The sequence below is a fragment of the Desulfovibrio biadhensis genome, assembly GCF_055388615.1.
Window position 1 is genome coordinate 4,460,711 of sequence record NZ_AP042477.1, and the last position, 21,557, is coordinate 4,482,267.

The 21,557-nt window shown below is 51.4% G+C and carries 16 protein-coding genes; 11 read left to right on the forward strand and 5 right to left on the reverse strand.

The annotated features are described in order from the left end of the window. Nucleotide 1: 1 nt before the first annotated feature. The 3 genes from ACZ5EH_RS19350 to ACZ5EH_RS19360 are packed head-to-tail and all read left to right on the forward strand — an operon-like array spanning nucleotide 2 to nucleotide 5,015. Nucleotides 2-1,423, forward strand: a complete 1,422-nt coding sequence (locus ACZ5EH_RS19350) for an efflux RND transporter periplasmic adaptor subunit (protein ID WP_464275516.1) — start codon at nucleotides 2-4, stop codon at nucleotides 1,421-1,423. Between the two features lie 12 nt (nucleotides 1,424-1,435). Then, nucleotides 1,436-4,576 (forward strand): efflux RND transporter permease subunit, encoded by a 3,141-nt coding sequence (locus ACZ5EH_RS19355; protein WP_464275517.1) that lies wholly within the window; start codon nucleotides 1,436-1,438, stop codon nucleotides 4,574-4,576. Nucleotide 4,577: 1 nt separating this feature from the next. Continuing rightward, nucleotides 4,578-5,015 (forward strand): hypothetical protein, encoded by a 438-nt coding sequence (locus ACZ5EH_RS19360; protein ID WP_464275518.1) that lies wholly within the window; start codon nucleotides 4,578-4,580, stop codon nucleotides 5,013-5,015. 168 nt (nucleotides 5,016-5,183) lie between these two features. Here the strand turns inward: ACZ5EH_RS19360 and ACZ5EH_RS19365 are convergent, their stop codons facing one another. Continuing rightward, on the reverse strand, nucleotides 5,184-5,771 hold the full coding sequence (locus tag ACZ5EH_RS19365; RefSeq protein WP_464278330.1) for a TetR/AcrR family transcriptional regulator: 588 nt from the start codon (nucleotides 5,769-5,771) through the stop codon (nucleotides 5,184-5,186). A gap of 338 nt (nucleotides 5,772-6,109) precedes the next feature. Between ACZ5EH_RS19365 and ACZ5EH_RS19370 the strand changes: the two genes are divergently transcribed. Continuing rightward, complete coding sequence (locus ACZ5EH_RS19370; RefSeq protein WP_464275519.1) at nucleotides 6,110-8,311, forward strand: molybdopterin-containing oxidoreductase family protein; 2,202 nt, start codon at nucleotides 6,110-6,112, stop codon at nucleotides 8,309-8,311. Between the two features lie 139 nt (nucleotides 8,312-8,450). Here the strand turns inward: ACZ5EH_RS19370 and ACZ5EH_RS19375 are convergent, their stop codons facing one another. After that, nucleotides 8,451-9,296 (reverse strand): DUF169 domain-containing protein, encoded by an 846-nt coding sequence (locus tag ACZ5EH_RS19375; RefSeq protein ID WP_464275520.1) that lies wholly within the window; start codon nucleotides 9,294-9,296, stop codon nucleotides 8,451-8,453. A gap of 137 nt (nucleotides 9,297-9,433) precedes the next feature. On the opposite strand from ACZ5EH_RS19375, the gene ACZ5EH_RS19380 reads away from it, so the two are divergent. Continuing rightward, nucleotides 9,434-10,315 (forward strand): LysR family transcriptional regulator, encoded by an 882-nt coding sequence (locus ACZ5EH_RS19380; protein WP_464275521.1) that lies wholly within the window; start codon nucleotides 9,434-9,436, stop codon nucleotides 10,313-10,315. 46 nt (nucleotides 10,316-10,361) lie between these two features. On the opposite strand, the gene ACZ5EH_RS19385 is transcribed toward ACZ5EH_RS19380, so the two are convergent. After that, nucleotides 10,362-11,240: an AraC family transcriptional regulator gene (locus ACZ5EH_RS19385; protein ID WP_464275522.1), complete on the reverse strand. Its 879-nt coding sequence runs from the start codon at nucleotides 11,238-11,240 to the stop codon at nucleotides 10,362-10,364. Between the two features lie 666 nt (nucleotides 11,241-11,906). Between ACZ5EH_RS19385 and ACZ5EH_RS19390 the strand changes: the two genes are divergently transcribed. Together ACZ5EH_RS19390 and ACZ5EH_RS19395 are read left to right on the forward strand one after the other, a co-directional pair. Continuing rightward, nucleotides 11,907-13,130, forward strand: a complete 1,224-nt coding sequence (locus ACZ5EH_RS19390; protein WP_464275523.1) for an NAD(P)-dependent alcohol dehydrogenase — start codon at nucleotides 11,907-11,909, stop codon at nucleotides 13,128-13,130. A 779-nt stretch (nucleotides 13,131-13,909) separates the two neighbouring features. After that, complete coding sequence (locus tag ACZ5EH_RS19395; RefSeq protein ID WP_464275524.1) at nucleotides 13,910-15,151, forward strand: Na+/H+ antiporter NhaC family protein; 1,242 nt, start codon at nucleotides 13,910-13,912, stop codon at nucleotides 15,149-15,151. Between the two features lie 283 nt (nucleotides 15,152-15,434). Here the strand turns inward: ACZ5EH_RS19395 and ACZ5EH_RS19400 are convergent, their stop codons facing one another. After that, the gene (locus ACZ5EH_RS19400; protein WP_464275525.1) at nucleotides 15,435-16,313 is read right to left on the reverse strand and encodes an AraC family transcriptional regulator; all 879 of its coding nucleotides are present in this window, start codon (nucleotides 16,311-16,313) and stop codon (nucleotides 15,435-15,437) included. A gap of 267 nt (nucleotides 16,314-16,580) precedes the next feature. On the opposite strand from ACZ5EH_RS19400, the gene ACZ5EH_RS19405 reads away from it, so the two are divergent. The 4 genes from ACZ5EH_RS19405 to ACZ5EH_RS19420 all read left to right on the forward strand — a co-directional run bounded on the left by ACZ5EH_RS19405 (nucleotide 16,581) and on the right by ACZ5EH_RS19420 (nucleotide 20,641). Then, on the forward strand, nucleotides 16,581-17,522 hold the full coding sequence (locus ACZ5EH_RS19405) for an alpha/beta hydrolase (protein ID WP_464275526.1): 942 nt from the start codon (nucleotides 16,581-16,583) through the stop codon (nucleotides 17,520-17,522). 139 nt (nucleotides 17,523-17,661) lie between these two features. After that, complete coding sequence (locus tag ACZ5EH_RS19410; protein ID WP_464275527.1) at nucleotides 17,662-18,753, forward strand: Gfo/Idh/MocA family protein; 1,092 nt, start codon at nucleotides 17,662-17,664, stop codon at nucleotides 18,751-18,753. A gap of 54 nt (nucleotides 18,754-18,807) precedes the next feature. Continuing rightward, nucleotides 18,808-19,989, forward strand: coding sequence for an MFS transporter (locus ACZ5EH_RS19415; RefSeq protein ID WP_464275528.1), 1,182 nt, complete (start codon nucleotides 18,808-18,810; stop codon nucleotides 19,987-19,989). Between the two features lie 169 nt (nucleotides 19,990-20,158). Beyond that, complete coding sequence (locus tag ACZ5EH_RS19420; protein ID WP_464275529.1) at nucleotides 20,159-20,641, forward strand: cyclophilin-like fold protein; 483 nt, start codon at nucleotides 20,159-20,161, stop codon at nucleotides 20,639-20,641. Nucleotides 20,642-20,779: 138 nt separating this feature from the next. On the opposite strand, the gene ACZ5EH_RS19425 is transcribed toward ACZ5EH_RS19420, so the two are convergent. Further along, on the reverse strand, nucleotides 20,780-21,556 hold the full coding sequence (locus tag ACZ5EH_RS19425; protein ID WP_464278331.1) for an NADP-dependent oxidoreductase: 777 nt from the start codon (nucleotides 21,554-21,556) through the stop codon (nucleotides 20,780-20,782). Nucleotide 21,557: the final 1 nt, after the last annotated feature.

A 21,557-nucleotide genomic window follows, 5' to 3' on the forward strand; every position in this document is an offset into this window, starting at 1 on the left:
GATGCTATCCGGAAATCATCTGTTGCAGCGGCTTTTCTTGGTCCTGCTGACGGCAATAGTCTTCACAATGTATGGCGCCATGGCCCTGGCTGCGGACAAGCCCAAAGCCGGGGAAGTTGATCCTAAGACAGGTAAAACCATCAAATACTGGGTGGCTCCCATGGACCCCACCTATATCCGTGAAGAATTCGGCCAGTCCCCGATGGGGATGGATCTGGTGCCCGTCTATGAGGAAGAAGGCGGCGAAAAAGAGCCCGCCTCCACCATCCGCATTGACCCCGTAACGATGCAGAACATGGGGGTCAGGCTGGGGCGCGTCAAACGCTCCAAACTGGTAAGGACCATCCGAGCTTTAGGAACGGTCACCTATGATGAAACCCGCTATTATGCAGTGAACACCAAGTTCGACGGCTGGATTGAAAAGCTCTTTGTAGATTTTGAAGGGGAATCCGTTGAAAAAGGGCAGCCACTTTTTGAGATATACAGCCCGGAACTGGTGACCGCTCAGGAAGAATATCTGCTGGCTTTGGAACAGCAGAGAATCCTGGGTAAAAGCGGCTACATAGGGGTCAGTGACAGCTCCAGGCGCATGCTCGCAGCGGCGAAACGCCGCCTTGAATTCTGGGATTTGAGCAACGCGCAAATAGCCAACCTGCAGCGCACGAAAAAAGTGCACAAAAACCTTACCGTCTTTTCCCCCGACCAGGGTGTTGTGGTCAAAAAGACCGCCCTGCAGGGGCACGCCGTCAAGGCTGGAGAGCACCTCTACGAAATAGCGGACCTCTCCAGGGTCTGGGTCGATGTGGAAATCTACGAATACGAGCTCCCATTCGTCAAAAAAGGCATGCCCGCGACAATGGAGCTTTCCTACATTCCAGACTCGCGCTTTACCGGAGAGATACTTTTCATCTACCCCTTTCTGTCACCTGAAACGAGAACGGTTAGGCTGCGTCTGGCGTTCGACAATCCGGACCTGACGCTTAAGCCAAATATGTACGCCAATGTAATCATCAAATCTGGCGTCAGTGACAACGCTCTCGTCATTCCTCAAGAAGCCGTCATAGATAGCGGTGAGCGCAAGGTGGTTTTTGTATACCGCGGCGAGGGAAAATTCGAACCAAAAGAAGTCACTCTCGGAGCTGAAGGCGAGGGACAAGTCGTTCAGATACTTTCCGGCCTGGAAGAAGGCGAAGAAATCGTGCTTTCTGCACAATTCATGCTCGATTCTGAAAGCCGCCTGCGTGAAGCCATCGAAAAAATGCTTGAAATCCGCAACAAGGGCGCCGCGTCCGACAATCAGGACCTCGATATGAGCGACCTCTCAATGGATGACATGAGTATGGATGATCTGAGCATGGACGACATGAACATGGACGACCTCGACATGAGCACTCCTGACAAGAGCCAACCGGCAAAGCCCTGAGCAGGAGCAGGCATGATAAAGCGACTCATAGAATTCTCGCTGGACAACAAGTTCCTGGTAATAATCGCCACGCTTTTCCTTGTAGGCTGGGGAGTGTATTCGGTCTCAAAAATACCTCTGGACGCCCTTCCGGACCTTTCTGATGTACAGGTTATTGTTTTTACAGAATATCCCGGACAAGCCCCCCAGGTGGTGGAAGACCAGGTAACCTATCCTCTTACCACTGCCATGCTGGCAGTGCCCTACGCCAAAGTCGTCCGTGGCTACTCCTTCTTTGGCTATTCCTTTGTCTACGTCATTTTTGAGGACGGCACCGACCTCTATTGGGCGCGAAGCCGCGTCATGGAAGCTTTAAACTATGTTTCAGGGCGATTACCCAAAGGCGTGACGCCGGCCCTTGGGCCGGACGCCACGGGCGTCGGCTGGGTCTATGAATATGTGCTCGAAAGCGACAACCATGACCTGGCGCAACTGCGTTCCATCCAGGATTGGTTCCTGCGTTATGAGCTCACCAGCGTGCAAGGCGTTGCCGAAGTAGCTTCCGTGGGCGGCTTTGTAAAGCAATATCAAGTGATTGTAGATCCAAACAAGCTGTTGGCCTACAACATCCCCATCCAAAAAGTGCGTAGGGCCATCCAACGCAGCAACAGTGATGTCGGTGGCAGGCTCGTGGAAATGGGCGAAACCGAGTTCATGGTCCGCGGGCTGGGGTACATCAAGAATCTTGAGGATATCTACAACATTCCTCTCGGGGTGGATAAAAGGGGCACGCCCATCCTCTTGCGAAACGTGGCAAACGTAAAAATAGGGCCGGAATTACGCCGTGGCCTCATGGACCTGAACGGAGAAGGAGAAGTCGTCGGCGGCATCGTTGTTATCCGCTACGGAGAAAACGCTCTTGATGTTATCCAGCGCGTGAAAAAACGTATCAGCGAACTTGAAGGCGGCCTGCCGGAAGGTGTGCATATCAAACCCGTCTATGACCGATCATCCCTGATCATGCGCGCCATCGACAACCTGAAACGCACCCTTCTGGAGGAAGGGGGCATTGTCGCACTCGTCTGCATCATTTTCCTTTTCCATATACGCAGTGCATTCGTCGGGGTTGTCACCCTACCCCTTGCCGTGCTGGTCAGTTTCATCATCATGCACATGCAGGGCATTAACGCAAACATTATGAGTCTGGGAGGCATCGCCATCGCCATCGGGGCCATGGTGGACGCCTCCATAGTCATGATTGAGAACCTCCACAAACACATAGAACATGACGGCGGGAAAAAAGACCATTGGCAGCTGGTCAAGGATGCCTCTGTTGAGGTCGGACCATCCATATTCTTTTCCCTGCTGATCATCGCCATCAGTTTTCTGCCCATCTTTGCCCTAGAGGCCCAGGAGGGACGGCTTTTCCGTCCCCTGGCGTATACCAAGACGTACGCGATGATGGGGTCTGCAATACTGGCCGTAACAGTGGTGCCTGTGCTCATGGGCTATTTCATCAAGGGCAGGATTGTTCCGGAAAACAAAAACCCGATCAACTGGCTGTTGATACAGCTCTACAAACCAGTCATCTGGTTGACCCTGCGGATGAAGTTGCTCGTCGTACTGCTGGCCATAGCTGTCATCGCGGTGAGCTGGGTGCCCTGGAAGCGCATAGGCTCGGAATTCATGCCCCCGCTCAATGAGGGCGACCTGCTTTACATGCCTACAACCCTGCCCGGAATATCCATAACCAAGGCAAAAGAGCTGCTGCAACAGACGGACAGAATCATCGCGTCATTTCCCGAGGTGGATACGGTTGCAGGCAAAGTGGGGCGTGCGGAAACAGCAACTGACCCTGCTCCGCTCTCCATGCTTGAAACCACCATCACCTTGAAACCGGAGACTGAATGGCGGGAAGGCATGACTATGGACAAGCTTGTGGACGAGATGGACAAAGCCATCCAGTTTCCAGGGCTGACCAATGCCTGGACCATGCCCATCAAAACACGCATCGATATGCTCTCCACCGGAATCAAAACGCCGGTTGGCGTAAAAATAATGGGGGAGGACCTGCAGACCCTGAGCGACATTGGCGCCCAGATAGAGGCTGCCTTACGCCCCATGGAGGGAACTGCTTCCGTATATTCCGAGCGGGTAACGGGGGGCAATTTCCTGGACTATGACATCAAACGCGCAGAAGCCGCCCGTTACGGCCTGACAGTGGCGGACGTGCAGGAAGTAATATCCTCGGCTGTTGGGGGCATGAACATCACCTCCACGGTTGAAGGCCTGGCCCGCTACCCGGTAAACCTGCGTTATGGCAGTGAACTGCGTGATTCCATGGAAAATCTGCAACGCATCCTTGTGCCCACCCCTACGGGCGCCCAGGTGCCTATCACACAACTTGCAGACATACGCATAAGCAAGGGCGCCCCCTCTATTAAAAGCGAAAACGCTCGTAAGACGGCCTGGGTCTTTGTGGATCTGGCGGGTGTAGACATAGGCAGCTACGTGAAGCGCGCTCAGGAAACGGTAAAGGAAAAAGTGGACCTGCCCCCCGGCTACAGCATCATCTGGAGCGGCCAGTACGAATACATGGTTCGTGCGGAAAAACGGCTGATGATCGTGGTGCCCGTGGCGCTGGCCATCATCTTCCTGCTGCTCTTTCTGAACTTCAAAAGCATCACGGAAAGCCTCATCGTCATGCTTAGCGTGCCCTTTGCCCTCACTGGCGGCCTGTGGCTCATGTACCTGCTGGGGTACAACATGAGTGTTGCAGTTGGAGTCGGATTCATCGCTTTGGCCGGTGTGGCCGCCGAAACAGGGGTGGTCATGCTCATCTACCTGGATATCGCCTACGATAAATACAAATCAATGTACGGCGACAAGATGGATCGAAAGCTGCTGTACGACGCCATCATGGAGGGCGCTGTCATGCGTGTGCGGCCCAAAATCATGACTGTGGCATCCACCATTGCAGGGCTCATGCCCATCATGTGGAGCCACGGCGCAGGGTCTGAGACCATGAAACGCATCGCCACCCCAATGGTGGGAGGAATGGTCAGCGCAACGCTGCTCACCCTCGTGGTTCTGCCTGCAATCTATGGACTGTGGAGAGGCATAAAGCTTCCAAAACATGCAAACAAAACCGAAACGACCGAAAACGGAGGTTAAGATGAACAAGATACTCGTATTGGGCACTTTGTTGCTCGCCCTGCTACTTACTAACACTGCCTGGGCCATGGAAGGCATGGACCACAAAGACATGGACATGGATGACGGCACCTTTAAGCACACCGCCATGGTTGATGGCATCCATGCAGAATTCCAGGTAATGAGCCTGGCCAGCATGAACATGAAGGACGAATCCGGCGCAACACATCACGTCATGGTCAGCTTCAAGGACAAGGACGGCAACAAGATCGAAAATGTGATCGGCCGGGTCAAGATCGTGCATCCGAACGGAGAGGAAGAAGTTGTGGATCTCAAGGACTACAGTGGGATTCTGGCATCCAACTTCACGGCCAATGATTCCGGGAAATACGGTATCATTTGCCTGTTCAAAACTGGCGATGCAAAGCACGTTGCCAAGTTCTGGTGGAATAAGAAATAAATACTACTTCTTGCTCTCTCTTTGTATCAGACGGTTGCGGCCTTTTGGCTGCAGCCGTCTTTTCTTTGAGGCTTCCTAAAATTATTGCGGCATCTACCACGCTCTTTCCTTTTGTATCTATTGGTGGTGCTTGCAACAAAAAAAGGGATATCCTTCCCTAAAAAAAAGTCAACTTTGTACGCCAAGCATGCGCAGAAACAGGTCATTCAGCTTTTCAGGAATGTCTTCTACACGCTGTGTGCCTAGAAAGGCTTCATCGCACCCCCCACGGTAACTGTAAAACATCATCACCGCAGTCCAACGTGCATCATCAACTTTCCAGGCTCCGGCTTCTACGCCATCGCTTATGAGTTTAGCAAGGTACCGGGTAATTTCGGAATCAGCCATTGCGTTGCGAAAAGGCAGCCCCGAGCCGTATATGACCACATCATGTAGTGCGCGTAATTCAAAATAGGCCTCGACCGCTGCGTTAATCCATGTCCAGATGCGGCCGCGCCAGTCATCTGCAGCGCAACTTTCCACCTGTTTCCTGATGCGGGTCATAACCTCTTCATCAAAATTTCGTCGCAGTACGTGCAGCAATTCCGCCTTGTTAGAGAAATAATGATAGAGGGTTCCCTTTGCGAACCCGGCGGCAGCCGCAATCTCATCCATGGTTGTGGCTTCGTAACCTTTCTCCATGAAAATCCTGGTGGCGGCGTCAAGCAAAGATGCGCGTCTCAAATTCGCTTGCCTCGGCCCCTGCGGTGCACCCACCCGGTGCGTAGCCTTTCGCATTTTCTGCGTGGACGCCTTACTAGATTGTTTCATATTATCTTTCATTTCAAATCTATAAAATTGCAGTTCAGTTTTCTACCGAAAGATCACGACTGGGTACTAGCATCTTTTTTGACCATCAGTCGAATTTAATATTGACTCTTAGTCAATTTTCTCCCAAAGTCAATGCAGTGGTGCAGCGCCAATTGCAGAATACAGGTCTGCATAGCGTCAACCGGTCGGTGCCGGCTGCACGGGCGTGCCCCCTGTCACGGATCGGCGTTTTGCCATTAAAACGGCTGGTCCATGAATCACGGTTGCAACAGTAGGAGTCACCCATGACTGAAATTCGCAGAAGCTATTGCGGGCTTTGCCACCCCCGGTGCGGCACATTGCTGCACATTGAAGATGGCAAGGTGGTTAAAGTAACAGGAGATCCGGATCACCCCATAAATAGAGGCGTCATCTGTGAACGAGGGCGCTTGATGCAGGAACATATATATCATCCACAGCGCTTGAATTACCCCCTGAAACGTATCGGGAAAAAAGGGGAAGGACGTTGGCAGCGTATTACCTGGGACCAAGCGCTGGATGAGGTGGCTGAAAAGCTCTCCCGATTGAAAAAACAGTACGGCGCTGAGACGTTGACATTTACTCATGGCACAAAGCGAACCTACCATTGGGATTGCCGTCGCTTCTTCAACCTTTTCGGCTCACCCAACACCTGTGGCGTCAACACCATTTGCATGTGCCCAAGTTATGCTACGGAATATGCCACATACGGGGGCATGGTTTTGGCCAGTGAGGTGATGGGGGCCTCATGCATCGTATTGTGGGGGTGCAATGCTTCAAAATCCAATCCTATCCTGCTGTATCCACAAATTGCAAAAGCGCAAAAGAAGGGCGCAAAACTGATCGTCATCGATCCTCGAAAAACAACAGAGGCAGGTAAAGCGGATATATGGCTGCAAATACGCCCGGGCACGGACCTTGCGCTCATGCTGGGCTGGATTCGCCATATCATTACCAATGATCTCTATGATGCTACTTTTGTGGAAAAATGGACCATTGGCTTTGAAGAACTCAAAGAGGCGGTTGCTCCTTATACACCGGAGGTTGTCTCTGAAATCACTTCTCTGCCTGCAGCGCTTATCACCGAAGCGGCGACGATGTACGCAACAACCGGCCCTGCTGTCATTCCCTTTGGGTTGGGACTGGACAAGCAAGGAGTGAACTCCACCCAATGCGCACGGGGGCGTGCGATTCTCAGAGCCATTACCGGCAATCTGGAGATTCCGGGCGGCGAGGTCTTCAGCCTGGCGGGAGATGTCGGAAAAATCCGAGACGCCGAGTATATGGAGCTGAATGAAAAAATCTCCGAAAGCCAGAGAGCCAAACAGCTCGGCATAGACGAGTACCCCTTTTTCGGCTTCCCTGGCTGGGAAAAAAACTCGGCCGCCAATCAAAAGCTCCCGCATGGATACCTGGCCGCACCCGAGGCTTGGCACTCCAACCTTGCGCATGCAAGGGAGGTTATGAACGCCATATTGACCGGCAAGCCATACCCGGTAACGGCTGCTATTACCCTGGCCAACAACCCGCTGCTCGCCCTGCCGAATACGCAACAGGTTTTCGAGGCTTTACAGGCCCTGGAGCTTTATGTGGTGATGGAATACTACATGACGCCATCCGCAGCTTTGGCCGATTATGTTTTCCCTGCGTCCACCACTGTGGAGCAGCCCGAGATGTGGCTGTCAAACCGATTCTGCATGGCCTGCCCACAAGGTATCGAGCCCATTGAAGAGCGCCGGAACAGTTATGATTTTTACCGGGGTTTGGGCATACGGCTGGGGCAATCCGAATACTGGCCATGGAAAAACGTGGAAGAAGTTTACGATCACTGTCTGGAGCCTGTGGGGCTGACCTTCCAGCAACTTGTTGCGCAACATGGCATACTGGGCGAAATGGAATACCGCAGGTACGAAAAATATGGTTTCGGCACCCCTTCCGGAAAGGTTGAACTCAAATCCTCCATCTTCGAGGACCTGGGCGCAGCCCCTCTTCCCGAATATCATGAGCCGCTTTGGAGTCCGCAGGGCAGTCCCGAAATTTACAAGGACTACCCCCTGATTCTCATCACCGGCAGTCGCTTCATGCCCATGTATCACTCTGAACAACGGCAGATAGAAAAGGCGCGTAAAAAAATGCCTGATCCGCTGGTCAGTCTCCACCCAAGCACTGCGGAAAAATTGGGACTGGCCGAAGGCGACTGGGCTGTGATTTCGACGCCGATGGGCTCCATTCGCCAGCGCGTCAAAATCTCGGATGCCATCCATCCAAAGATGGCGGACGCGCAACACTCGTGGTGGTTTCCTGAACGTGACCCCAGCCTGCCGGAACTGTTTGGCGCCTTTGAATCAAACACCAACATCCTGTGTCCCGATGCACCTGAGTTCTGCAGTCCTGAAATTGGCAGCTGGCCCCATACGGCGTTGTTATGCCGCATTGAAAAGGACACGAAACAAACGGCACAGGTGTAAGGAAACACAAGCAAACCGCTGTCCAAGTCACGAAGCTTCAATTACGAACGCCCCCTTACATTCAATGCAAGGGGGCGTTTTTTATGTAGACTAAGTAATCGACAAAAAAGGCTGTCTGAGCAGATTAAAGGAGATGCCTCTAAGCGTCTTCGCCCCAGGCTTTTGCGCTGCGCTCTACCTTCTTGCGTACATTTTTCCAGTCTGTTTCATGGGTAAACAAGGAATCTGGCAGAGCAGCTAACATTTTTTCATAAAATTCCAAGGACACAGTGAACGTGAGTTCATCGGTTTTCATGAATTTTCTGGCAGAAGGATCAAATCCTCCTATGACGGCCTTATCCATGCCCTTCTCTTTGTAGTAAAGAGGCCAGGTAAGCATATTGGTACAGCCGGCGCCAAAGGGAGAAACAACGCACTCCATCTCGCCCGTTGTGAAAACAGCCTGGGTAAACAGACCACACAATATCTCTGGCCGGGCGAAGAAAATGACAAATTCAGGTTTTTCTTCATCCGTGAACTGCGACAATGGTTTGAAAACGCAATATTTAGCAGGCGCTTTCCGCGGATTGACCTTGAGCATGAACTCTCGCATGGCATCGGGGTTTGGCATATACCGCTCCCCTTCCAAAGGAGTTCTTTCAAATCCTGTGGAAACATAATGTTCGATGAACTTGAGATGCGGCTTCATCATCGAACAATAGTAGGCGCCCCCAACACAACCGTATTCTTCGGAAGAGACAAAAGCAGCCCCACGTTTTTTTCTGGCCAGCCACACACTGCCCATGACGCAGGTAAACGTCTTCATGACCTCCTGCATATCCAATTCGCCGCGTTCTTCAAGTTCGCGGGAGATGGGGGTGCCATTTTTTGGTCCGTAGGCATTTTCCGGCTTGGTGTCGGTGTAGTGCACTCCGAAAGGTTCTTCGCGCAAGCCAAGGTATCCCATGAAGGTGGCTGTACCGTCGAAAGTGGATTGCATTGCCATAGCGCCTCCTGTGGTTTGTCGCCTGAGATCCGCAATCACAGAGCGTATTGTCTTCCATGAAACTTTCTTCTACCATGCTCACAAACAAGATAAAGAGCCATATTAGAAAACTCTTTTCTACAAATGAGCATAAAGACATGCAGGATTTCCTCAGTGACGTTCCCTTGCTCGTAGAAGTCGCGCGACAAAAAAGCTTCACCAAGGCTTCTGAAACACTTGGAATAGGCGTCTCGACCCTCTCCAGGCGCATCAAGCTACTGGAGGAACGGATGGGCGTACTGCTCTTTTTTCGGGATACACGAAATGTCGAGCTCACGGATAACGGCGCATTCCTGTTGGACCGCTGCGGATTCATCTTGGAAGAAGCACAGAAAGCTTACGAATCCGTAACCCTGAACATGCAGAAGCCGTCTGGCCTGATACGCATTTGCATGTTCAGAGACCTGTATAACGTGGGTATGAAGGACGCCCTTATCGAGTTTTCAAACAGGTGGCCCGACATTCGGCTGGCGTTGACCTTTGCGGAACACCCCGTAGATATGCGAACCGACCCCTATGATGTGGCGTTTCTCATCAGACCTTCCATCGCGCCGCCGCTTATCGCCAGAAAGCTGATGACCATAGAACCTTTTCTCTACGCCTCGCCCAAGCTCTTTGAGCAGTATCCCCCCCCGAAGGTGCCGGAGGACCTGCACAAGCTACCGTGTATAGTGCTCCAGCGTTTCGGCAGACGTTGGTCCATGTTCGACGGCAACAGACAAATTACTCTCGACATACAGCCGAAACACATCTTCAGTTCTGTAGAAACATGCCTTGATTTTGCACTGGCCGGGCATGGCGTTGCACTCATCAGGGGGGAAGAAGCACGGCAAGACGAGGAGGCCGGACGCCTGATACGCTTGCTCCCGGATTGGAGCGGTGGCTTTGTGCATGACGTATCAATGGTGACAGGCTCCTCCCAGCTCCCCCGACGGATCCGCCTGTTCATGGACCACATGCTTGCACATTTATTTTTGTAATAAAAACAAAGCGGTGTGCAAAGTGTTCAGGGGTATCATGCCAGTATCACCGCAATTCCCGCATCACCTCTGCCGGACTTTGCCCAAAGTGGCGCTTGAATTCCCGGCTGAATTGAGACGGGCTTTCATACCCCACTTCATCTGCTGCAATGTAAGCCTTCATTTTCCGCTGCACCATAAGGTCTCTGGCCCGCGCAAGCCTGATCTTCTTGAGGTACTGTAAAGGGGAATCTGCTGTAATATCCTTGAATGCCTTATGAAAGGCAGAAACACTCATATTGGCGGTATCTGCAAGCTTCTGTATATCCAATTTTTCAGAATACTTCCCCTCCATAATATTGATAACCCGTGCCACCTGAGAAAAAGTGCTGCTTCCCCTTGCAAGAAAATAGAGAACGGTTGCCTGGCTGCCGCACAGCACCCTGTAATAGATTTCGCGCACCAGCCCCGGCGCCAGGATTCTGGCATCTCTTTCCGTTCGGAGCGCTTTGAGAAGGTTGACCACAGCTTCCTTCATAGCGGGATCCATGGCGCAAGGACCGATACCTAACGGATAGTTGCGGTCATTCAGGCGTGCGACCTCCGCCTGCAGGTTCATCTGGTTTACCAGGTCATTCAACTGCGCCATATCTATGTCGATGAAAAGCCCATACAATGGATTTTCCGGCGAGGCGTGCGACTCGCATTCAAACGGCATGGCAACAGACGTAATCAAATAGTTGTTAGCATCATACCGAAAAGCCTGCCCTCCAAGATAGGCGACTTTGTGCCCAGAGGCGACAATACAAATACCGGGATAATAGAGCATTGGCCTGCGAGGTATTGGCTTTGTATCCTTGAACAAACGGATACCAGCGAAATTGGTCGTAACTGCCTTGCCATCGGGCAAAGAGAATTCATACAATAAATCAAGTATATTAGACATATAATTATGCCTCCGTCATTTTTTGAAAAAACAATAAACACAATTCCTAGCATGTATTCAAGGGAAATACGGCAGGTATAGAGAAATGGGCATATTATGAAGAGTAACAGGTAAAAAGATGGTCAATAGCGAGACGCACACGCAGGGTGAATACAAAAGACACCCGATCTATCTGGTGTAGTCAGCATAGCATTTACATAGTATTCTTGAGTTGTATTACAACCACCTGCTTTTTTTACCTTTTGTCCCAATGTCACGACCCCAGGGCGCTCCCGACCAAACTTGAAGCGATCGGAATGAAATGCTGTGCCGACTCCATGCTCTGGCGCACAAAGCTCTGTATCATTCCATTCCTTTTCAATCAGCTTTTCAGCAATGACGACATCCTGTTTTCCTCACATAAGCGTATCCAACCGTGATTATCATCGTAAAGGTTGCAGAAAAATCCTGTTTTCAAAAATTTTCGACATCCTCTTAAGCAGCAGTATATGCGAAGAAAATCTTGTTCCACTCATGTTTTGCAAACATAAAAGAGAAATAGGCATGATTTAAGTAGAATTGTTCTGCTCTTTTCGCAGCAAATAGTATTAGAAATATCATCAACAATCGGTGCCATCTTTTTAGACACCTTCTGAGATAACAACATTCCTGAAAACGGAGGTCATCATGTGTGAAAAATGCGGCAATCAAAATCATGAACATGGAAATGAAACGCATAATCGGCGTCAATTTTTGAAAAATAGCGCATTACTCGCTGCTGCTCCTGTCTTGGCCGGTGTGGCATCGACTGCCTACGCTGCAGATGCGTCCAAAGAAACCCCTGCCGGAAATGGCCCATATCCGACGACCGGCTATGGGGCGAAAAGCGCCACCAGCCCTCTGGAGCCGATGGACATTGAAAGGCGGACCCTTGGCCCAAAAGATGTGTTGATCGACGTAATGTACTGCGGTGTCTGTCATTCCGACATCCACCAGGCCCGCAATGAATGGCCCAATACAAACCCCACCACCTACCCTGTCATTCCTGGCCATGAAATTATTGGCCGGGTGCGCGCCGTGGGCAACCAGGTAACCAAATTCCGTGTGGATGACATCGGCGGTGTCGGATGCATGGTAGATTCCTGCGGTGTTTGTGAAAATTGCCTGGCTGACCGCGAACAGAATTGCCTGAACGGAACGACATTCACCTACAACTCCAAAGACAAGATCTCCAACGGTATGACCTACGGTGGGTATTCCCACACCATGGTGGTCAAAGAGCATTTTGTTATCCGCATACCGCCTAAAGCTGACCTGCCCGCCATGGCTCCCGTGCTTTGCGCTGGCATCACCACCTTTTCCCCCATGCAATACTGGAAGGTTAAGCCCGGCCAACGTGTTGGTATTATCGGCCTTGGCGGCCTGGGACACATGGCCCTCAAATTAGCCGTTGCGCATAGGGCCGATGTGACCGTCTTCACCACGACCCCGAACAAAATTGCGGACGCCAAAAACATGGGTGCCAAGGACGCTGTGCTCTGGAGCGATCAAAAGGGCATGGCCAAATACATGAACACGTTTGATATGATGATCTCCACTGTTCCTTATGGCTACCCCATGCAGCAGTTCATGAACCTGCTCGCCCTTGACGGTACGCTGGTGAATGTCGGCGCTCTTGAGGAATTGCATGGACTGGATGGCATGCCCATCGGCTTTGGCCGCAAGAGCCTTGCCGGCTCCATGATCGGGGGCATTGCAGAAACGCAGGAAGTTGTTGACTACTGCATCGCGCACAACGTCAAGGCGGATATCGAGCTCATTCGCCCTGACCAGATCAATGAGGCTTTTGATCGCGTTGTCAACAAAGATGTGCGCTATCGTTACGTTATTGATTTCAGAGCCAAAAGCTAGCCCTGCACGGGGTGGCTTCGCTGCATGAATATTTGTTCATGGCCGTCGCATTTTAATTTGCGACGGTCATGAGCAAACACCTTCCCCAGTTCCTCCCCTCTGGAAAGGCAAACGCGGTACGAGCATGTTTTCTGCTGTCCAAACTTTTGCCCCCCCCCATAAATCAGCTCCCTGCCCCACAAACTTGCATTGTTGTTTTTGTCGGCAGTAAATCTTCATACATTTTCAGGCATATTTTTAAGAGAATCGTTCATTCTCCAATCGCACCCTGAAGCGTAAAAAGCTCCGATCTTGTGCTTTGCCAGAGGATTGGGGCATCAGCTCCCCCGCTAGCTGTTGCCAAGACAACTTGCAGATATTTTTTTGTGCTGCTTGCTGTTTCCACTGTCCACTCCCAAAATCATGAAACCGGCAACAGCAATATGTATTTAACCATTATTATGGAGTATTTTCCCGTGGAACAGTTTAATGCCGGATGGCTTTCCTTATTGCCGCCTTGTATCACCATTATTTTGGCATTGCGAACTAAAGAAATAATATCGTCTCTGTTTGTAGGAATCATTTGTGGAGCGCTGATTTATTGCATTGGAACTGGCAATACTCCTTACCTACTCAAAACAATAGAAGTCTCTTTTCAGCTTATCGTCTCAAAAGTCGATTTCAACGTCATTGTCTTTGGGTCGCTACTAGGATCATTGATATACCTTGTAAGCATGACAGGTGGAACAAGTGCTTATGCACAATGGGCCACAAAGCACATAAGGAGCAAGCGAAGCGCATTGCTCGCGACAACAGGTCTTGGTGTCGTCATGTTCATTGATGACTATTTCAACTGCCTGTCTGTGGGTACCGTAATGCAGCCTGTCACAGACAAATTCAAAGTCTCGCGAGCCAAGCTTGCCTATATCATTGATACGACTGCAGCCCCGATCTGTATCATCGCCCCCATCTCCAGCTGGGCGGTTGGCGTTGGCAGCAATATCAAGACTACCGGTGTTTTCGAAAGTGATTTCTCAGCTTTTGTAGCGACCATCCCCTGGAATTTTTATGCTATTTTTTCACTTATCATCGTGTTCTTAGTCAGTTGGGGCGGGTTTGATTTTGGTCCTATGCTTCGTGCGGAAAATCAAGCCGCTGCATCTGAAGCTTCCCTGGATGAACTGCAGCCCACCCGCAGCAAAGATCCCCAAGTTTCAGGACGGATGATAAACATGATGCTTCCCATTGGCGGCCTCATTGTTTTTTCCGTTCTGGCACTCCTCTACACAGGCGGGTACTGGGGAGAGGATCCGGCTCTGCACAGCATCCCTGCAGCTTTCGGCAACTGTGATGCAGGGCGCGCGCTGGTATTGGCGTCCTTTGGCGCTATGGCCCTTGCTTTTCTACTTTTTGTCCCACGCAGAGTTCTGACGCTAGGCACCTTCATGGATGGCACAGTGGAAGGCATAAAGACCATGCTGCCCTGCGTCATTGTTCTGGTGCTGGCCTGGGCAATGGGCGGTATATGCCGCGACCTGCTGCAAACACCCCAGTTTGTGGCGAATCTGCTGGGCACAGGGGAAAACATCGCAGCTTTTCTACCGGTGATTTTCTTTGCACTGGCCTGTTTCCTCAGCTTTAGCACCGGCACATCATGGGGCACGTTCAGTATTCTTATCCCCATTGCTGTTCCTGTGGTTCAGGCACTGGACCCCTCCCTGGTGCTTGTCAGCCTTGCGGCAGTGCTCGGCGGAAGCGTTTTTGGCGACCACAGTTCACCAATATCGGACACAACAATTCTTTCCAGTGCAAATGCAGGGTGCTCACTCATAGACCATGTCTCTACACAAATGCCGTACGCCATTGTCGCTTTCACCGGGAGTGCCGCAGGCTACCTTGTCGCAGGATTCACCAGGGGCAGCCTGACCCTCAGCATGGGAGCAGGCCTTTTGGTATCAATACTCACCCTCTTGATACTACGCAAAAGCAGGCGCCCTTCTCCTCTTGGCGCCGTGCTGCAAACTTCCGGACAAGAAGTATAGCCGACTGAAAACTGGAAACGACCAAAAGACTGGCTGTATCAAAGCAATAGCATGCCGCCGGGAGATGGTTCCTCCACACTGCGGCCCTACAGGGGGAGTGCAAGAACCATCACCCGCGGTAATATGCAACGTATTTCAAGAAGAAAAGAAACGCCCCATACTAAGGGGAAGAAAGTCCAGGGTTCTCTTAAAAAAGAAGGCGAAGCAAGAAAGGAGCATGCAACTATGCACCCTGGTCATGTCTCCTGAGAAAAAACACCAGAACCGCAATATCAGGATAAAACTATACGCGCATTTCGCGCTTGACCTCTGCAGGGCTCAAACCAAAATGACGCTTGAACTCCCGGCTGAATTGCGAGGGGCTTTCATAGCCCACTTCATCAGCCGCAATATAAGCCTTCATCCCCTTCTGGATGATAAGATCCCGCGCCCGTGCGAGCCTGATTTTCTTAAGGTATTGCAGGGGCGAATCAGCAGTTATCTCCTTGAAGGCCTTATGGAATGCAGAAACGCTCATATGCGCCGAGTCCGCCAATTGTTGCACATCGAGTTTTTCTGAATAATTGCCTTCCATAATGCTGATAACACGGGCAACCTGAGAAAAAGCGCTGCTCCCGCGCGCAAGGGAATAGAGCACCGGCGCCTGACTGCCGCAAAGAGCGCGGTAATAGATTTCCCGAACCACCCCTGGAGCCAGAATCTTGGCTTCTCGTTCATCCTGAAGAGCTTTGAGCAGTTTGAGTACGGCATCCTGCAAGTCCTCTTCCATGGGAGACGGACCAATGCCAAGGGGAAAATCATCTTCCAGGCTTTCGGCCTCAGAATGCATATCCATTTGACTGATCAAATCGTTTAATTGCGCGATATCTATGTCGATGAACAAGCCGAGTAAGGGATTGTCTTCACTGGGGTATGATTCACATTCAAATGGAATGGCGACGGAAGTGACCAGATAATTATCTACGTCATATCTGAATTTCTTCCCCCCCAGATAGGCGACCTTGTGCCCTGAGGCCACTATGCATATTCCAGGATTGTACAGCATGGGCCTGCGTCCAACCGGCTTGGTGTCCTTGAAAAAACGGACCCCAGGAAGCATCGATTCTACGGCATCACCATCGACTGTAGCCAACTCTTTTAACAAATCCAATATATTATGCACTGACGACTCCTCCAGTGGTTTCGATAGATAATAAACACTTTTTCTGGATTGTGCTCAAGCAAAAAATTTCATGAAAAGAGAAACAGGCAAAATTTGAAGAGTAACAGGTATTCAAGCCCGAGCGGTCAGGTCTTATCTACTATTCACTGGAATCAGGAGACCTCAGGACGATGGTCACTGGACCACACGCTGAAGAGAGCACTGCTCCCTGATCTTTGCTCCTGACTCACCCATTTATAATCAACTTCAGCCTAATCGGAGGAACCTATGACTTGGGATAAGACCTTTCCATTAAGCAAAGACGTTTTCCACGAAAAAGTTCTATTTCACAATAGATTTGGCATATATGTCGCTGCTGACATGTACAAGCCCAAAGACTTCGACCAATCAAAGAAGTATGCCGCCATCATCGTGGGCACGCCTTATGGTGGGGTCAAGGAACAGGGCGCCGGCATTTATGCCCAGACCATGGCGGAAAAAGGATATGTCGCCATAGCTTTTGACGAATCCTACAATGGTGAAAGCAGCGGCGCCCCCCGCAAGACATCTTCCGTGGAAATCTTTGTGGAAGACTTTCACGCGGCTGTCGACTTCATGGGAACGCGCCCGTACGTTGATAAGGAAAAGATCGGTGTCATCGGCATTTGCGGGAGCGGCGGCTTTTCTTTGAGCGCGGCACAGGTCGATCGTCGCATCAAGGCAGTGGCTACCGTCAGTATGTACGACATGAGCCGGGTAAAAGCCAATGGCTGGATGGATTCGTGGAGCACTGAAGACAGAAACGCCTATCTCGACCAGCTTGGTGAAGAGCGCTGGAAGGAGTACGACGGCGGCGAAATAGTAACTCTCGGTCTTCCCGAAACAATCGATGAAAACACTGACCCCATTACCCGTGAGTTCTATGAATATTACAAGATGCCCCGTGGACAACACCCTCGCTCCACCGCTCACTTCACCATGACCAGCGACATGGCGTTCATGAACTACGAATTGTTGGGGCGTATTGACTCCATTTCTCCCCGGCCAATCTTGTTCATCATTGGTGAAAACGCACATTCCCGCTATTTCAGCGAAGACGCTTTTGAAAAAGCTGCAGACCCCAAGGAACTTGTTGTCGTTCCCGGTGCAACACACGTGGACCTGTATGACAGGGTTGACCTCATCCCCTGGGAAAAGCTGGAAGACTTCTTTGCAAAGTCTCTGAAATAGCAGACAAATACAACAGGATTCAAACAAGCCCCTGAATCCCGCCCCCCGGCTAAACCTGGGGGGCCCCTGAAAATGGGCGTTAGCTGGCACCCTGCTGCACACAAAAGCCACAGGGCGTATGTCACAAGGAGTATGCAGTATGAGCAAAGATCGCATTCGCGTTGGTTTTATCGGCTTAAACCCTGATAGCCATTGGGCGTCCATGGCGCACTATCCCGCCCTGCAATTCCTCAAGGACGATTTTGAAGTTGTCGGTGTGGCCAACTCGACACTTGAAAGTGCCCAGCGCACGGCAAAAGAATTGAACTTGCGTTACGCTTTTGCAACACCGCAGGACCTCGTTTCCTCGGATGAAATAGACCTCGTTGTTGTGACGGTGAAGGTGCCCCACCACTTCGCACTGGTAACTGCGGCCTTGAATGCAGGAAAGAACGTTCACTGCGAATGGCCCTTGGGAAATGGTGTTGAAGAAGCCCGCAAATTGGCAAAGCTGGCAAAAGAAAAAGGTGTTGTGGCCACGGTGGGGACACAAATGCGTGTCGCTCCGGAAGTCATCTACCTCCGCAAATTCATTGAAGACGGCTTTGTTGGCGAAGTGCTGTCCACAACACTGGTTGGTGATGGCCTGAATTGGGGCGATACAACCGTTGCCGATCTCGCCTACCTCTTTGACAAGTCCAATGGCGCAAACATGTTGACCATTCCTTTCGGGCACACCATGGCCGGAGTAATGGAAGTTCTCGGCGAGTTTGCTGATGTCACTGGCCGCCTGGTGAAAAGACGCAACAAGGTTACCGTTACCGATACAGGAGAGACCTTCAATCCCACGGCAGATGACCAGATCATGGTGCATGGCGTCCTGAAAAGCGGCGCAGCCTTTGCCGCACATTATCGGGGTGGCCTGTCGCGCGGAACCAACCTCCTCTGGGAGATCAACGGAACCGAAGGCGATATCCAGGTAACCGGTGATTTTGGCCATGGACAAATGACCCAGCTGTCCATGGTTGGCGCCAGGGGGGAAGAAAAGGAACTGAAGCCTCTCACACCTCCTGCAAGCATGTATGAAGGCTGGCCTGAAAACACCATACCGCGCAATGTTGCGGGCATATACGCCAGGATAGCCAAAGACATTCGCAATGGCACCAGGGAGGCGCCAAGCTTTGAGGATGCAGTCAAACTGCACGAATTGCTCGACGCCATTGAACAAACTTCGCAAAGCATGGCCAAATAAGAATCAATAGCCTGGCAAACGGGATCGAAACAATTGACTAAGTATGACAATAGGATGGGATTTATCGCTGCTACCGTATCGCTTTTGATGGCGTTTGCGGTATCAGCGACCCCCATCCCACTTTATGACATCTATCGTCGTGCAGATGGACTTACGTACAGCGACCTTTCGCTTACTGCGGTAGTATATTTTGTCGGCGCAATCACAGCCCTGCTGGTTTTTGGCAGGATTTCAAACCATCTGGGGCGCAAGCCTGTCATCTATTTAACATTCGCGCTTGAAGCTGCCGCCTGCATATTATTGCTGGATGTGGACAGCGCCCTGCCATTGATAGTTGGCCGCCTTCTTCTGGGGCTGGCGTGTGGCCTGGCGTCCAGCGCCATTGCTTCATTTGTCGTTGACAACGCCCCTCCAGAGCCACGCTGGCTGCCTGCTGTGGTTGTTGGCAATTCACCAATGGTGGGCTTGACGTTGGGCGCCCTTGCATCTGGAGTGCTTGTCGAATTTGGCCCCTATCCCAGAACGCTGTGCTATCTGGTGGTCCTGGTTGGTCTTGTGGTCTGCACCCTTTTAATTGCTTTGAGCAAGGAAACGGTCGTAAAGGCGCCAGGGCTAGTTGCTTCGCTTCGTCCGAGTTTTTCCATGCCACAGGCTGATAGACGACTCTACCCCATTGCCGCATGCACGTTTGTTGCTACTTGGGCTCTGGGTGGCTTTTTTCAAGCGTATGGCCCCTCGATAGCAGCCGAACAACTTGGATCCCAAAGTACCCTGACAGCCGCAATCGTGTTTTCATCCTACCTGCTGCCCAGTGCAATTGGCGGACCGCTGACCGGGCGTCTTTCTCCTGCAAATGCACAGCGGATTGGCATGGTGATATACACGGTGGCAGTTGCCGGTATACTTGTTTCATTAAAAATATCTGTTGTGGGCGTTTTTCTGCTGACAAGCGCAATTGCAGGCGCAGCCCAGGGAGCTGTCGTAACAGGGAGCATCCGCTCCCTGCTTGCCGATGTCTCCGCAAAAGAGCGTGCTGGAGTCCTGTCCCTCATTTATGCAACATCATATACCGGTGCAGCAGTCCCCAGCTTTATTGCGGGGCAGTTGTCACACTTCATGGGACTTTTTCAAATCGCTATTTGCTATGGTGTTCTGGCGCTGACTTCCTGCGTCATAATACTTCTTTTTGCACGTGAACCACGTACTGCAATGACAGCAGGTGTATCGCAGGCATAAAAACGAGTATTCCTGCAGCATGTCTTCAACCACTACGAAAGACTGCATGTTCACATCGCTGATTGCGAAACATACAATACCCTTTGATAGTCAGGAACAATAGCTAATAGATCAGAAATTCTCTGTTCGACTTTCTAATATATTGAAAATGGACAATAAGGAGCTCGAAATGTTGAAATTGGCCATAATCAGCCTTATCACACTTGGCATTCTTGCACAGGCCTCGCACTGCCGCGCGGCCTCGGGCAAAAGCGGCAATGGCGAAGGCTACCCAAGCCGTACCCTGGAAAACGGTACAAAGATCAAACTCATTGTGGGCGACACCGTGATTCCTGCTGTGCTGAACGACAGTAAATCTTCCAAAGCGCTCATCGCCAAACTTCCCTACACAGTCAAATTGCAGCGGTATGCCCACGACTATTGCGGTGTAATGAGCGACCCCTTGGAATACGATGAAAAGGATTTACGCAACGGTTGGAAGAACGGTGATGTCTCTTTTGCTGTGAATGGTAATTATTTTACCATTCTGTATAAGGATGAGGAGATTTCTGAGCAGTTCGACGGCATCGTGAACATGGGTGTGCTGCGTGCTCCCCTTTCTGTGATGGATACACTGGACGCTTCCATCTCCATGCGGATTGAACTGGACTAACAGCCACACTTCCGCATTACCGGGTTCCCCACCCCCAAAAGAAGAACGCCCCCGCAACCTAAAGCTGCGGGGGCGTTCTTCTTCAGTTTTATATACAAACCGACTTGAGCGGCGTTCGCTGACTAACTGCTACCAATGCTAGAATGTCAGCACTATGCGACCACGGACACCGCTTTGGTCGATCATTGCATGGGCATCCGCCGCCTGGTCTGCGGGGAATGTCTTTGCAACACGGATGGCAAGCAAACCGCTTTCAACCTGCTCGGCCAACCGGATAATGGCAGGTTGGTTCTTAACCGAGTTGCGTACATTGATCCGATGGACGGTAATGCCGCGCCCGGGTTCTCCGCCCCCCCCTCGCAAGACAGCCATCTGTCCGCCATCGCGAATGGCGGGAGTTATGGCGTCATGCAAAAGCGCGCAATCCACAACTGCATCCACACCATCGGGATATTTTTCGCGGATTCGATCAGCCACACCGTCGCCACGCGCCACAATCTCGCTGGCGCCAAAGGAGCCGAGCAATTCCACGCCCTTGTCAGCCGCATCGGCAATAACCTTGACGCCTTCGTTCGTCGCCAGCTGTATGACGTAGCTGCCGAGGGCGCCCGGTCCGCCAGTGACGGCCAAGACTGCCCCTTTTGGGAGCGACAAGGTGTCGAGTATAGTGCGCGCGGTCAAAGAGTTCATGGGATAGGAAGCGGCTTCGACAAAGCTGAGTCCTGCAGGCTTTTTGGCCACCGAAACAGCAGGAACAACAACGTACTCGCTGTATGCTCCATAACTGCCGATGTTATCGACGACCGCTACAACTTCCTGACCCATTTCCCATGACGTGACACCCTCGCCGACTTCGTCAACCACCCCGGCAACGTCCATACCGGGGACAAAGGGCGTGTCGTAACCTTTATACAGT